General features: G+C 70.0%; 11 protein-coding genes, 1 pseudogene and 1 CRISPR repeat array. Of the genes and pseudogenes, 9 read left to right on the top strand and 3 right to left on the bottom strand.

The genetic code is table 11. The features are described from left to right. Positions 1-250 precede the first annotated feature (250 nt). On the bottom strand, positions 251-730 hold the full coding sequence (locus tag ACFO3J_RS04605; RefSeq protein ID WP_386426342.1) for an SAM-dependent methyltransferase: 480 nt from the start codon (positions 728-730) through the stop codon (positions 251-253). 46 nt (positions 731-776) lie between these two features. Continuing rightward, a complete protein-coding gene (locus ACFO3J_RS04600; RefSeq protein WP_386426341.1) occupies positions 777-2,168 on the bottom strand; it encodes a Tat pathway signal protein in 1,392 nt (463 codons plus the stop codon). A 289-nt stretch (positions 2,169-2,457) separates the two neighbouring features. Between ACFO3J_RS04600 and ACFO3J_RS04595 the strand changes: the two genes are divergently transcribed. Continuing rightward, complete coding sequence (locus ACFO3J_RS04595; RefSeq protein ID WP_386426340.1) at positions 2,458-2,937, top strand: ATP-binding protein; 480 nt, start codon at positions 2,458-2,460, stop codon at positions 2,935-2,937. Positions 2,938-3,198: 261 nt separating this feature from the next. Further along, positions 3,199-3,723, top strand: coding sequence for a DUF6907 domain-containing protein (locus tag ACFO3J_RS04590; RefSeq protein ID WP_386426338.1), 525 nt, complete (start codon positions 3,199-3,201; stop codon positions 3,721-3,723). 717 nt (positions 3,724-4,440) lie between these two features. Here ACFO3J_RS04590 and ACFO3J_RS04585 read toward each other — a convergent pair. After that, positions 4,441-5,004 carry a dihydrofolate reductase family protein gene (locus ACFO3J_RS04585; RefSeq protein ID WP_386426336.1) on the bottom strand — a complete coding sequence of 188 codons (564 nt, stop codon included), beginning with the start codon at positions 5,002-5,004 and terminating at the stop codon, positions 4,441-4,443. 593 nt (positions 5,005-5,597) lie between these two features. Between ACFO3J_RS04585 and ACFO3J_RS04580 the strand changes: the two genes are divergently transcribed. From ACFO3J_RS04580 to ACFO3J_RS04550, 7 genes and pseudogenes are all read left to right on the top strand, one after another. Beyond that, positions 5,598-6,629, top strand: coding sequence for a hypothetical protein (locus ACFO3J_RS04580; RefSeq protein WP_386426335.1), 1,032 nt, complete (start codon positions 5,598-5,600; stop codon positions 6,627-6,629). Continuing rightward, complete coding sequence (locus ACFO3J_RS04575; RefSeq protein WP_386426334.1) at positions 6,629-7,330, top strand: ATP-binding protein; 702 nt, start codon at positions 6,629-6,631, stop codon at positions 7,328-7,330. The genes ACFO3J_RS04580 and ACFO3J_RS04575 overlap by 1 nt, the downstream gene beginning before the upstream one ends. 393 nt (positions 7,331-7,723) lie before the next feature. Next, positions 7,724-8,188 carry a hypothetical protein gene (locus ACFO3J_RS04570; protein WP_386426332.1) on the top strand — a complete coding sequence of 155 codons (465 nt, stop codon included), beginning with the start codon at positions 7,724-7,726 and terminating at the stop codon, positions 8,186-8,188. A 307-nt stretch (positions 8,189-8,495) separates the two neighbouring features. Beyond that, on the top strand, positions 8,496-8,687 hold the full coding sequence (locus ACFO3J_RS04565; protein ID WP_386426330.1) for a hypothetical protein: 192 nt from the start codon (positions 8,496-8,498) through the stop codon (positions 8,685-8,687). Positions 8,688-8,941: 254 nt separating this feature from the next. Beyond that, positions 8,942-9,349, top strand: coding sequence for a plasmid mobilization relaxosome protein MobC (mobC, locus tag ACFO3J_RS04560; protein ID WP_386426329.1), 408 nt, complete (start codon positions 8,942-8,944; stop codon positions 9,347-9,349). Beyond that, positions 9,349-9,642, top strand: a pseudogene (locus tag ACFO3J_RS04555) (mobilization protein); the annotation flags it as partial. The gene mobC and the pseudogene ACFO3J_RS04555, both read left to right, overlap by 1 nt. Before the next feature lie 109 nt (positions 9,643-9,751). Continuing rightward, positions 9,752-10,329: a CRISPR direct-repeat array (repeat unit 29 nt; unit sequence CGGACCACCCCCGCCTGCGCGGGAAGAAC). Between the two features lie 132 nt (positions 10,330-10,461). Next, positions 10,462-13,413, top strand: coding sequence for a CRISPR-associated endonuclease Cas3'' (locus ACFO3J_RS04550; protein ID WP_386426327.1), 2,952 nt, complete (start codon positions 10,462-10,464; stop codon positions 13,411-13,413). Positions 13,414-13,661: the final 248 nt, after the last annotated feature.

Here is a 13,661-nt window from a genome sequence, read left to right as displayed (position 1 = left end):
AGTGGCCCGAGGTACCTTCGTCACCCGGCAGGCCGTGAACGTCGTCCTGCGCGGCCAGCAAGATCTCATCGCTTCTGTGGCCACCCGCCTTACCGAGAAGGCCACCCACGCCTTGTCCTTACCGCGCGTCCCCCGGGCCGCGCCAGGCGCTGTGCAGTTCACGGATCAGAAGGCCGGTGCGGGTGCCGTTGTCGGGCAGCGGGCCCGGAAGATCGGCTCCGCAGCTCACATACAGCGTCGCGCCAACAATTTAGTCGTGGTGCGGGGCGAAGTAGTCGGCGAGCATGACGCCGGGCCACTCGGGCTCATGGATCTCGCCGCGTGGGCCCATGGTGGCAAACCACGGCTTGATGTCCAGGACCGGGGTGCCGTCGACCGCGTCGAGGTCTTCGACGTGGAGGTCGAGTCCGTCGACGTGGAGGAGGCGGCAGCGGGAGACTCCGAGCCAGTTGCGGCGGCGCATGTTGCGATGGCCGAAGATGCCGACCGGAGGCCAGTCGGGGTTGTCGCGGGGCCGGCGGGCGCCGGGGTGGAGGTCGGCGGGGTCGGTGAGGTGGAAGCGGAAGACGATCTCGAGGTGGCTGAAGTCGGCGAGTCCGGCCGTGGAGTCCGCCGGGAAGGAAGGGTCGATCCGGATGATGGACCGAGTGCCGCCCCAGTAGTCGTCCGTGGGCTCCTTGCGGCCGCCGACGACGTGGGCCAGCGCTGTGACCTCGTAGGATTCGCTCACCGTTTCCCCTTTCCCGGCGCTGTGGCCGGGCAGCGTGCCAAGGTGGTCAGGCTACCGGGCGCCCCAGGAACTGGGCCGCCCGCATGTCGAGTTCGGCCACCGCGTCGATACCGCGCCGCCGGAAGGGCGACAGCGTACGTCGCATGTCCACCACGGTCTGGCGGGTGCGGCCCGAGGTGACGCCCGCCATGGTGTCGAGCGCGCGATTCCAGGTCGCACACGCCTCTTCCACCCGGCCGGTCGTTGCCTGAATGGAGCCCAGATAGCCAAGGGTCACCGCATGGGTGCGAGAGAAGCTCGTGGCGTTTCGGGTGCGGACGCTGCGGCGGAACTCGCGCAGGGCGCCTCCGGTATCGCCGGATGCCTGGAGTGTGCGGGCGGTCTCGTGGGCGAGGCTGGCCTCGCCGAAGAAGAACGTCCGCCCTGGCTCCTCGCGACCGGGGCCGGCCGAGGCAAGGTCGTCCTCGGCGCGCAGCAGGGCAGCGGCGGAGCCGCGTTGGTCGCCGATGTGAGCCAGGGCCCGGGCGTGAACGACCCCGAGAAGCGCCCGCTCGCGTGGGGAGGCGAGCCGGTAGCGGTCGCCCTCCACGGAGGCTGAGGCGATACGCGCGGCTTCCGGGCCGTGGCCGAGTTCGAGAGCCTGATGGGCCATCGCCCGCAGGATGTGGCCGGCCAGCGGGGCGTCCTCGGCCTCGACGGCAAGCTTCACGGCCGTGGTGAAGTACGGCTGTGCCACAGCGTGTTCGTCGTTGTCGAATGCCATCCACGCGGCAAGGTAGGCCAGTTCCCCGGCGGCAGAGAACATCGCCCGACGGACGTGGTCGTCGGCGAACGATCCGTTGAGGTAGCCCAGCGCCTCGGTCCGCAGGTATGCCACCACGGCGGTACGTCCATGACCGCCGCCCCGCTTCTGGTCTATCTGCGAGAAGAACCGCACCATGTCGCGTACGGCCTCGACGTCCGCCGCTCCCACGGTGAGCGTGCGACCACCGCCAGCACGTGCGACCGGCCGCGCGGCGGGCTCCGGCCGCGACGGCGAAGGAAGTGCCAGGGCCGCCAGCGAATACGCCGACCGGCTGAGCAGGCGACGCCGCTCCTCGTCCACTTCCACCCTCCCCAACTCCGCCAAGCTCACCAAGGCATCAGTACGCCAGTCCAGAGCGCCGACCGCCGTCGCGGAGGAGTCCGCGAGACCGATCTCGTCCAGCGTGAGATGACGGCCGAGGCGACGGGACAGCGCTTCGCGCAACACTAACGGCGCCTCGCCGGAGGGCACCGTCCCTCCCACCCAGTAGGTCACATGCGACCGTCCGACGGCCGTGCACGCGCTGATGCCGTTCTCCGTGGCGACGCGCACGACGGCCGCCGCCAGCTGCGCGTGCGACCACCCTGCTTGGGCGATGACCTGCGCCAACTTCTCATTACGGCTACGCGCCATCTTCGTGTCCTCCCGCGCCGGAGCGATCTTTCACCACCTTCACCAGCTCACGGGCCTTGACCTCATTCCGTGGCTCTGTGATCGGCGGAACACTCAACGTACCCGCCAACACCACGGTCCCGGGAGGGAAGAGCATGCGCGTCACTCCCGGCAAGCCGGAAGGAGGATCAGATGAGCGTGAAGAAGAGACTGTCTCTTCTCAACCCGGCAGTAGCCCTCGCGACGGACAGGTCAGCCGGACCACTCCAACCGACCGACCCGGCAGCCGTACGTGGGGAGCGGGTCCTCAATGACTGCCCACTCCCCGGAACGTCTCGCCCAGAGCCCGGCGCACGCGGAGCCCGTACTCGACGAATTGGCCCTCCGCATCGAGCGTGAACTCCATCGCGATGGCGACAGGGTGTCGGAGGACGATGGACTGTGGGTCGGACGTCTTCGCCGCATCGGGGCCGCCATGGTGGCGCGCTGGGGATATCCCGGGCTCGTCGAGAGCGCCGAGTTGCTGATCAGCGAGCTGGTCACCAATGCCCTGCGGTACGGAGCGGACGACGCGATCGCTTTCAGGCTCGCCCGCGCCGCTGACGCCTTCGTGATCGAGGTGGACGACGGATCGCCCGGTCGGCCGCAGGTCCGGGCGGCCGGGCCGGACGAGGAGAGCGGACGCGGCATGCTCCTGGTCTCCGTCGTAGCGGACGAGTGGGGAGTCAGCCCCGACGGAACGTGCACCTGGTGCCTCGTCAAGATCCCCCAGGCAGGACAGGCGAGTTGATGAGGGTTCGAGAAGAGACACCGCGGGCCGCTCTTGGAGCTGCGCTATCCCCTCTGCGGAGAGCGACGTGTTCTGCTCATTCGTCTCGACTCGGTGACCTCGGAGTTGGCGAACTCCGTGACCGCCTGAACGGCCTCTTTCGGATCTGGCCTGGGTTATGGCAATCCGCCAAGCGCACCTGCGGTGTGGCTCCTTTCCGAGCAGGAGGGATAGCGCCCCAGGTGTGGTCGGCCGCGGCACCAGCAGTACACCTGTTTTCTTGTGGAGAAGGAGATCGAGATCAACGAGCAGCACATACCCCAGGACCCCCAGCCTGCGGTCCCGCTGGAGCAGCCGAGGCCGTGGAGCACACCGGGTTCGTGGACGATCACCACTACAGCCGGTTTTGCCGCGTCCGGCTATCTGCCCGAGTGGGCCGAGGACGATCCGACGGAGGTCGGCGTGTCGCTGGACCTGTTGCCGGTCTGGCTGGTCGACATCAACCACCGGAACTCCTTCGAGGGCGCGATGATGCCCCTCACCAGCACGGACAGAAGGGACGAGGCGGAGGATGACGCGGTCTTCGAGGGGAGCATCGACTGCAACCCGTATGACGCGGACCCTCGCCTGCGCGTGCCGGTGGTGAACATCCAGGTCTGCACGGGCCGTCGGATTGTCGGCCTGGATCCGGAGGAACTCGCTGAGATCGCGGTGCAGTTACGCGCTCAGGCCGATCGGCTTCACGACGAAGTCCTGCCGACGCTCATCGCGGCCCGCGAGGACTGGGCCGCCCACCAGGCGGACTGACCGCTCGCCCGCTCTGCGCGGTCGGCAGAGCGGGCAACCGACTCCGGTTCCGTCCTGCCATGCCTTTCCGCATCACCATGTCCGCCAACCACGATCATTCCGACCGAGCAGGCTTTACCAGGAGCCGGAGGCGTTCACCTGGGCGCGGGAGTGGTCCGGGTTGACCAAGCGACGCCGGCCGACCTGGTCGGGATCAGTGAGCAGCTGATGGGCGAGCGGACATCACCCACCGGGAAGACCAACGGATCCCCGCACCAAACCATGGTGGTCCGTTGTCGCATGCGCGTAGTTCCGCGAACGCGGAAGCGCTGATGGCCGGTCGGCACGAGAACGGCACGGCGGACGAGAGCACGGCGTACGGCAGACGGCTGCCGGGACCTGGAGACAGCAGCATTTCGCACCGGCCATACCCTCGCCGAGCACAGCGAGCAACTGGCGACCGCATGCGAGGAACAGCGCACCACGTTCGGCCGCACCGGCTCCCTCGGCGATGCCACCGGCGCGCCAGGGGAGTGCACCATCTCCGGCCGCCTCGACACGATCGAAGAGCGGCTCGGCAGGATCGAACACGTCCTGTTCACCCTCGCCCGCGCGCAGGGTATCGACCCGGAGACTATCGGCTGCGTCTTCGGGTACGGCCCGTCCGACTCGCTCTCAGCGAAACGTAATTGGCACCGCCTCTGGCAGATCATTCCCAGGGATCGGCGGACGCGGCGGCTATCGCACTACACGGTGGCGGAGATAGACGACTCCCGAGCGGAAGGTGCGGGTCTCGACGAGTTCGAGGTCCACCCGGCGCTCGCGCCGGGGGAAGAGCGGGATGCCGCCGCCGACCAGCACCGGGTAGACCCTGACCCGGTACTCGTCGATTTGGTCCGACGCGGCTGCCTCGGCGGCGAGGGTCGCGCCGCCGATCGCGATGGTGCCGTCCCCTGGTTCGGCCCGCAATCGCCCGATCTCCTCCGCCAGGCTGCTCGAAGCCAGCCGGGTACGGCCCTGTACCGCCATGAGCGTGCTGGAGAACACCACCTTGGGCAGCGCTTTCCAGACCGTGGCGAACTCGCCCGTCGAGAAACCGAGCGCAGGATCCTGGCCGGCGGTCTCCCAGTACAGCATCGACTCGTACAGCCGCCGTCCCAGCAGATGGACACCGGCCTCCCGCACCTCGTCGGTGGCGAAGCGAAAGACCTCCTCGTCGGGCGGCGCCCAGTCGAAACTGCCGTCCGGCCCGACGATGTAGCCGTCCAGTGAAACGCTCATCGAACAGGTCACGCTGCGCATCAGAAGTCCTCCTCGGGAACCGGTTCGACGGTACGACTGCCGGACGCCGCAGGACTCATCGCGGTTCGTGGAATCCCCTGAGTCGAGTCACCACACGAAATCACGTCGTGCGAAAGCCGCACCGCCAAAGGGAGATGTCGTTTTGGCGTCAAGGCAGGCGAAGGGACTCTATCCGCTGGATGGATAGAGGCTTCCCCGCCTACGTTGCTGGTCCACGCTCGTCCGAATGCACGGCAGGGAAGGGGGAATCGCCGTGGATCCAATGAGGCAGGGCGCGGGACAGCCGTCGGAAATGCGACCGGCGCCCGGGAGATACCAACTCCTGGGCGCCGGGCCGGCACCCCGAAGGGCACCGATTCACCTCTCGCGGGCGGCAGCGCCTTCTTTACACGAGAACCGCCGCACCGCGCTCCTACAAGCAACGGAGTAGCACATGCCCGCCACGCCCAGCGGAAGTCCAGCCTGCCCGGATGCCGACCGTCCACGCCGCCTCGCCGACATGATCCCCGGTGCGACGTGCCTGCCCACCGTCGACCTGGCTACCACCACCCTCATCCGCAGCAGCTTGATCGCGGCAGGGCAGGGCCCCTGAGGTGCCGAGGATCCGCACGATCAAGCCCGAACTGTTCATCAACGACCGGTGCAACGAGGTCTCGGTGACCGCGCTGCTGACCTTCATCGGTCTGCTCCCGCAGGCCGACGACTGGGGTCGGCACCGTGACAACGCGGCGATCATCGGCGGCGTGATCTGGCCGCAGCGCGCAGAGCACACCGCCGTACACGTCGAAGACGACCTCATCCAGCTGTCGATTGCCGGACTGATCTGCCGGTACACCGGGTGCGACGGCAAGCGGTACCTGCACATCGTCGGGTGGTTCGAGCACCAGAAGATCGACAAGCCGAGCCAGTCCCGGATGCCGGTCTGCACCGGTCACCACCCCGACCACCGGTGCGGCCCCTGCAAGGGCCCCTGCACCCAGCACCCCGATCCCTCGCTGAAGGCTCCCGGAGGGTTCGGGGAGGACTCGCCGAACCCTCCCCGAGCCCTCGATCGGCCCGCGCCGCCCGCTCCGACCCCTCCCGCACCCTCCCGGGCCACCTCGGGCCCGGCCCTGGACACCTGCGGCGCCGCCGCGACCACACCCCACGAGGGCGTTGGCAAAACCCCAGGTCAGAAGGCATTCTCCGAACCCTCGCCGAAGACTCCCCGAATACTCTCCGAGGGCTCGGCGCCTGGATCTAGGATCTTGGATCCTGGATCTTTCTTTCCTACGGGGCGCGATGCGCCCGGCGCGGGCGGCGTCTCGGCGAAGGAGCTGATCGGCGAGTACGTCGCCTCGTGCGACCGGCGGCCCCCCGAGGACGTGATCGGGCACCTGGGGCGGATCACCAGGAAGCTGCTGGACGAGGGCATCACCCCGGAGCACGTCCGTGCCGGGCTGCGGCGGTACGCCGGGATCCAGGGCCACCCGACGCGGCTGCCGAGCCTGGTCAACGACGCCATGAACGCCCCCGGCGGATCGGGGGCTGGTTTGGCCCGTCCGGGATTCGGGTCTACCGTGCCCGCTCACAGGGCATGGACCAACCCCGCCGACCCTGCCACCGCCTATGCCGAGGAGCTGTGATGCGCACCCGAACCCGCGAACCGCAGACCCTCGGCGGAGCCGGAACCCTCGACCGCCTCGCCCGGATCCTGGCCGCCCGGAACATCGATCCGACAACCGCCGTGGCGGAGGAGTCCGGGGCGTACTCGCCGCTGGACGCCCTCGCTGCCGGGATGCCGCCGCGTTACCGGAGCGCGGTGGCCGACCACCCCCAGGTTCTCGGCTGGGTCGCAGAGGTCGCCGCGCAGGCGGTCGCGCCGGGCACCGGCGCGCGGCGGCAGGTCGCGACGGGGCCTTCGCTGCTGATGGCCGGGGTGGTCGGGGCAGGCAAGACACACCAGGCGTACGGGGCGGTGCGAGCCCTGGTCGGGGCGGGTGTCGGGGTGCGGTGGCGGGCGACGACGGCGGCCGACCTGTACGCCGAACTGCGCCCCAGGGCCGGGGCGGACAGCGAGCGGGAGCTGGCGGCCATCAGCCGGGTGCCGCTGCTGATCCTGGACGACCTCGGCGCGGCCAAGGCCAGCGAGTGGGTCGAGGAGATCACGTACCGGCTGGTCAACCGCCGCTACAACCACTGCCTGCCGACCCTGATCACCTCCAACCTGGCGATCAGCGACCTGCGGGCGCACGTCGGCGACCGCGTCGCCTCCCGCCTGGCGCAGATGACCAAGAGGGTCGAGTTCGCACCGGTCGACCGCAGACGCACCCGCACCGCCGCCTGACCCCAGGTCAAGCCGCACCCGCCGGGTCCGCCCCCAACGCCGCCCAAATGAACTTCCCGACCGGGCACCTACGTCGACGCCGCTTACGCACGAAGAGAGCGATCGGAGCACACCCCGCGTGCCCAGCACGACGCCCACCCCCGCCCACCACCGGCCGCTGGAGGACCAGACCTGGCAGAACCAGGTCGTCTGCCAGCCCACCGAACACCACCCGACAGACTCCACTCCACCACCCGGTCACGGCTGGCAGCCCCCTGGACCCAGAGGGCTGCGGGACGGCAGCGTGAACACCCCCGGCGCGCCGGAGGCGGCGTTGGTCATCGGCTTGGACCGCGTGGCTGTCATCGGCCTGGGCGGCGCCGGATGCGCCCCGCCCCTTTGCTGCCCCTGGTCATGGACGGGTTCATCGCCTACGGCATCCGCGCCCTGGTGGTCCTACGCACCGTCCCACTGCGGGCGCGCCTCTACGTTTGGACGCTGGTCGGCACCGCCACCGGGGTCAGCGTGTACGCGAACGCGCTGCACGCGTTCCGCCTCGATCAGACCGCCCCGACTGGCCGCCTGCAGCTCGGCGACACCGTGGTCGCCTACCTGTCCACCGTCGCCCAGCTCGCCTTGGCCGGCGCCGTCCACCTCTACATCCTGATCGCCCGAGGCCCCGACAACCGACCTGACCGACCTGACCGCCACGGTCACGGTCAGTCCGACCGCTCCGAGGGAATCCGGTCACTCGGGCTGACCAGTTCGGTCAGCGGTCACCCCGGGCCGTTCAGGTCGGCGCCGGTCAGCCGGTCATCGTGCCGCTCGGCCCGCCTCGGGTGGCCGGGGACCCGCAGGCCCAGGTCAGCCGGTCAGTGACCCGGCGGGCAGTGACCGACCGGCCGCCGCCGACCCGGTCAGTGACCGCGAACCCCGCCGGGCCGGTGACCGGCGGTCTACTCGGACACCGAGGAACTGCTGGAGATTGCCCGGTCGGCGGTCAGAGCCGAGGACAAGCTGACCAGGCAGGTCGTCGCCCAGGCCATACGCGGTCAAAAGATTCCGCTGTCCAGCGACACGCTGACCGCCCTGATGGCCCAGATCCGCAAACAGAACAACCACCCGGCCACCACCCCCTACCGTCACCTTCCGACTCCTCCCTCCCAACCGACCTGAGAGCACCGCCATGCGCAGCAGTCCGCCCACCCCGGCTGAAGTGGACACCTGGCTAGCCGTCCTGTATCACAGCGGTCACCTCTACCACGCCGAACCCGGGCCCGACCGCACCTGGACGCTGCACCACCCCGTCCTGGCCATGGACCGGACACAGGACTTCCTGCACGAGGTCCACCAGCAGGACGCGGAGTCGGATCGGTGACCGCCAACGACCCGGTGGCCACCGCCCCTGATCAGCAGCGACAGGGCAACTCGGCTCCTGGCGGAGCAAGTTGTCGCGGTCGACGGTCCTACGGCCCGTCGATCGCACTTGCCCCCGCCCAGGGGGGCGGGGGAGGCCCGGCTGGTCCCCGCGCGAGGGCGCACGGGGACCAGCTGGACTCCCGGCACCAGGGGGCGCCGGTCGCAGGGGGACAAGCAGCCGACCGCGCGCCGCGCGAGCAGCCCATCCCGCCAGTGCCCGCGTTTCCCGACCGCGCTCCGCGCCGCCGTGCCCGCGACCCGAGCCAGCGCACCCACAAGCTGATCACGCGCCTGTCCTTCGCCGAGAAGACCGAGATCGGCGCCACCGCCCAGCTGCGCGCCGTCACCGTCGCACGCTTCCTCGCCGCCGCCGCCCTCACGGCCGCCCGCGGTTCGCTGCCCGTGCAGAGCAACGAGCAGCTCGACGCGGCGATCGACGAGCTGGCCGCCCTGCGCACCGCCGTCTCCCGTGTCGGCAATAACATCAACCAGATCGCGTACGTCTACAACTCCGGCGGCCAGTCCCGCCCCGGCGAACTCGACCACGCACTCGGCGTGCTGACCCGGATCTTCGTCCGGGTCGATGACACGGCCGACACCCTGGCGCGCAGGAGGCTCTGATGGTCCCCAAGATCCGGCGCGGCTCGCGCACCCACGGCGTGCTCGTCTACCTCTTTGGCCCCGGCAAGCGCGACGAGCACACCGACCCCCACCTCGTCGGCTCGTGGGACGGCTTCGCTCCCGACCCCGGCCGCGACACCAGCCCCGACCCCGACCCGAAGGCCACCCTCGCCCGGCTGGCCGCCGCGCTGGACCTGCGCGTCACGCAGGCCGGCACGGCAGCTCCGGCCCAGCATGTGTGGCACTGCTCGGTGCGCACTGACCCGGGCGACCGCATCCTGACCGACGCCGAATGCGACGAGTAGTCGCAGCGGCCCATCGGGTCCGGGCCGTGCGAGTCGGTGCACGACCCGCCCCGCTGGTAGTCGGTACCGAGCTGGCGCAGCCGCTGCCTGAACTCCCCGGACCACCCCTGCCTGCGCGGGAATAACATGCCGTGGTGGTGGTGCAGCAGCCAGGGGACCGGATCACCCCCGCCTGCGCGGGAAGAACGGTACCACCCAGGTGATGCGCCCCGAGATCAGCGGATCACCCCCGCCTGCGCGGGAAGAACTCAACCCGCTGCGGGTCGGCTTCACCGACCGCCGGACCACCCCCGCCTGCGCGGGAAGAACGCGGACGGGGGCATCGGCGCCGGTTTGGCCGGCGGACCACCCCCGCCTGCGCGGGAAGAACCAAAACCGCCGGAAGAGGCGTCGATCGCACGCCGGACCACCCCCGCCTGCGCGGGAAGAACGCAGGTGCCGGCCGAGGAACTGGCCGGGGAGCGGGACCACCCCCGCCTGCGCGGGAAGAACCTGCCAGGTCATACGGGCGATCACGTGCGCTCCGGACCACCCCCGCCTGCGCGGGAAGAACTACAGACCTGGGACATCAATCGGCCAAAGTGGCGGACCACCCCCGCCTGCGCGGGAAGAACCGGAACCCGAACCGGGCCGCCTCCGCGAACTGCGGACCACCCCCGCCTGCGCGGGAAGAACCCTTCACGACCTGCGGGTTTGGAGGGGCTTTGCAGTCCCTTGACTCGGTAGCCGCTGGCTCATGAGGTCAGTGTGTCAGAGGCAGGTGGTGGAATCACTGGGTCTGGCCGAGGGCGGCCTGGAGGGGGAGAGATGGTCGATGTTCGGGTGTGGGGCAAGGAACAGGGGCTTGTGGAGCCGTATCCGCTGATTGGGCATTTGGTGGATACGGGTGTGGTGGCGGGGGCGTTGTGGGATGGGTTCCTGGCGGAGTCGCAGCAGGCCTTGGTCGCGGGGGAGTTAGGGGTTGCGCCGTGGGAGGCGCGGTCGTTGGTGGCTTTCTGGGCCGGACTGCATGATGTGGGGAAGATCCAGCGTCGGTTCCAGTTTCAGCGCGATGCGCTCAAGCACGCGTCGTGTGCTGCGCTGCTGTCCGATGGGGCGTTCTCGGGGCGTGTGGCGGGGGACAGCGGAGCTACGCCGCTGGGGCATCAGGTGGCTAGTGCGCGTGTGCTTCCGTCGCTGCTGGCGGAGTTGGGGTATCCGGAGGGGACGGGGCGTCCGGCGGGGCGGCTGGTGGTGCGCGTTGCTCAGTTGCTGGGTGGCCATCACGGCCGGTATCCGGAGTTGCCGCAGGCTCGGGAGGTGTTCGATCCGTTGCGGGCTCTTCCGGAACTGGGTGCCGGCGGGTGGGAGGTCCAGCGGCAGGAGCATGTCGCGGCGTTGAGGGAGGTGCTGGGGCACCCGGCGGTGGTTCCGGTCGGCGCAGGGCTGTCGGTGCAGGTGGCGGTGGTGATCGCGGGGCTGGTGGTGGTGGCCGACTGGCTGGCCAGTCAGGACGATTTCGTGGTGCGGCAGCAGGCCGCTGCTGTCACCGACGGCGGGCTGGGGGCGATTGACGCGCTGCGCGCGCACGCGGCTCGTGCGGCGATGGAGGCACCGGGGCTGCTCGGTGATGCCGGCCTGGGTCGTGCGGGGTTCGCCGTGCGGGGCTTCGGGGAGCGGTTTCCGGAGATCGAGCGGCCGCATCCGTTGCAGGTCAGTGTTGATGTGGAGCTGATACAGGCGGGGGCGTTCGAGGGCGGTCCGGGTGTTCTGCTGGTGACGGCGCCGCCGGGGGAGGGCAAGACCGAGATCGCGCTCGCGGCGGCTGCCGCGATGGGCCGTGCGGCGCGGTGCCCGGGGGTGGCGTTTCTGCTGCCGACCAGGGCGACGGCCGATCAGCTCTACAGGCGGGTAGCCGCGTTCGGCGAAGCCAATCTGCTGGGGGACGCGGCGTTGACGCTGCTGCACGGCGCGGCTGATCTCAACGAGCGGTACGCGCCTGATGCGGAGCCGGGGTCGGAGCCGCGCACGTTGAGCGACGAGCACGACGCCTCCAGCGGCGGTGCGTCGGTCTCGGCGGGCCGGTGGCTGCGGACCCGCGGGCGGGGGCTGCTGGCTCCGCTGTCTGTGGGCACCGTGGACCAGGGGCTCATGGCGGTGCTTCCGCTGCGGCACAACGCGTTGCGTCAGCTGGGCCTGGCCGGCAAGACGGTGGTGGTCGATGAGGCGCACGCGTACGACGCGTTCACTCATGCGTTGTTGTTGAGACTGCTGGTGTGGCTCGGTGCGATGCGCGTTCCGGTGGTCCTGCTGTCGGCGACGCTAACCGGGCGCACCTCCACCGCATTGGTGGAGGCGTATCTGACGGGTGCCGGGCGCAAGCCGGGTTCGTATGAGCTCCCGGCGTCGTCGTATCCGGGCTGGCTGTACGCGGACGCGGCGACAGCCGCGGTCACGGTGCCGAGCGGCCCGATCGATACCAACCGGCCCTCGCAGCTCGACGTCGACGTCCTGCCGGTGGACCACACCTACGATCCGGCCGTGCTGCATGGCCGGCTCGGCACTTTGCTGCGGGAACTGGCCCCGGTCATGGACGCCGGCGGTTGTGTGGCCGTGATCTGCACGACGGTCGGCGAGGCCCAGCGGACGTTCGGTGCCCTGCGCAACCACTTCACCCGGAGGTACGGGCAGGAGTACCAGGGCTGGGACGACCGCGTGGAGCACGCCGAACAGGCGGACGGCCCGGGAGGCGGGGAAGCAGTCGGGTCGCCGGAAGGCCCCCGGCTGCGCTTGTTGCACGCACGTTTCCCGGGCCGGCGGCGGAGCGCCATCACGGAGGAGGCCGAAAAGTGGTTCGGCCGGGTCGGCAAGCAGGGCGTGCGGCGTCCCGCACTGCCGCGCGGCACGATCCTGGTCGCCACCCAGGTGATCGAGCAGTCCCTGGACATGGACTTCGACCTGATCGTCTCCGACCTCGCGCCGATGGCCCTGCTGCTGCAACGGGCGGGACGGGTCTGGCGGCACCAGGCCACCGGTGCATACCGACCCGCCTGGAGCCTCGGCCCCCGGCTGGCGGTACTCGTCCCGGTCGGCGGTGACGGCCTGCTCGACGTCCCGAAGTCGTGGGGCGATGTCTACGCCCCCTCGCTGCTGCGCCGCACCCTCGAACTGCTCGCGGACAGGGCGGGAAAGCCCGTGGAAGTGCCCGGCGACGTCCAGGAACTCGTCGATGGCGTCTACGACGCCGAATTCGCGTCCAAGACTCCCGAACTCCTGCTCAAGGAGGACATCGACCGCCTGACCGACACGATGGCGCGCGAAGGACTGGCACAACTGGTGACCATCCCGAAACCGGGCGACGTCCGCTCACTGGACCAACTCACCAGCAGCGACGCCGACGAGGACATCATCGCCACACGGCTCGGCGCGGACACCGTCCTGACCCTGCCCGTGTTCGAGGACACCGAGCACCGGCGCTGGCTGGACGAAGCCCACCGCGTCCGATTCCCGGAAGCCGGCGACATCCCCGGCGGGCGCTTCTCCAGGGCTCTGGTGCGCGAACTTCTCGGCTACGTGGTGCCGTTGGCGCACGGCGAATGGCGCCGGGCCTGCACGACCGCCCATGAACCACCGGCCGGATGGAAGAACGAAACCAAGCTTGCCGAAGTCGTGCTGCTGCCGCACACGACCGGCCCGGACGGCCCGGTCGGGCCGCTGCTGGGCAAGCAGCGGCTGACCCTGCACCACGAACTGGGACTCGTGAGAGAACGGCTCGCCTGAGAAGCTGCTCTATCAGGTCGAGGCACACCCATGAGGATCTTTGGCAAAACTGCCCAACTTGCCGACGACGCGGCCGAGTCGGCGCTAACGTTGTATCGGTGGCTAGGCCGGCCACCCCGCTACGGGTCCACCTGGCATCCAGTCGGGGGGACCCGTAGCGCCCCGCTCGCGCGAGGAGTGGGCTCAGCGGCTGACCGGCCCGCTCATCAGGATCGGTCCACCTCCGCTCTCGCGGAGATGCCACCCAC

It is taken from the genome of Streptomyces polygonati (assembly GCF_042650325.1).
Taxonomy (GTDB): Bacteria; Actinomycetota; Actinomycetes; order Streptomycetales; family Streptomycetaceae; genus Actinacidiphila; species Actinacidiphila polygonati.
The sequence above is the reverse complement of the archived record's forward strand: the minus strand, read 5'-3'. Positions and strand labels throughout refer to the sequence as shown.

Coding starts and splice junctions, on each gene's coding strand:
- ACFO3J_RS04570 (WP_386426332.1), top strand. CDS start 7,724: ATGGACGGGTTCATCGCCTACGGCATCCGCGCCCTGGTGGTCCTACGC.
- ACFO3J_RS04575 (WP_386426334.1), top strand. CDS start 6,629: ATGCGCACCCGAACCCGCGAACCGCAGACCCTCGGCGGAGCCGGAACC.
- ACFO3J_RS04600 (WP_386426341.1), bottom strand. CDS start 2,168: ATGGCGCGTAGCCGTAATGAGAAGTTGGCGCAGGTCATCGCCCAAGCA.
- ACFO3J_RS04550 (WP_386426327.1), top strand. CDS start 10,462: ATGGTCGATGTTCGGGTGTGGGGCAAGGAACAGGGGCTTGTGGAGCCG.
- ACFO3J_RS04565 (WP_386426330.1), top strand. CDS start 8,496: ATGCGCAGCAGTCCGCCCACCCCGGCTGAAGTGGACACCTGGCTAGCC.
- ACFO3J_RS04585 (WP_386426336.1), bottom strand. CDS start 5,004: ATGCGCAGCGTGACCTGTTCGATGAGCGTTTCACTGGACGGCTACATC.
- ACFO3J_RS04595 (WP_386426340.1), top strand. CDS start 2,458: ATGACTGCCCACTCCCCGGAACGTCTCGCCCAGAGCCCGGCGCACGCG.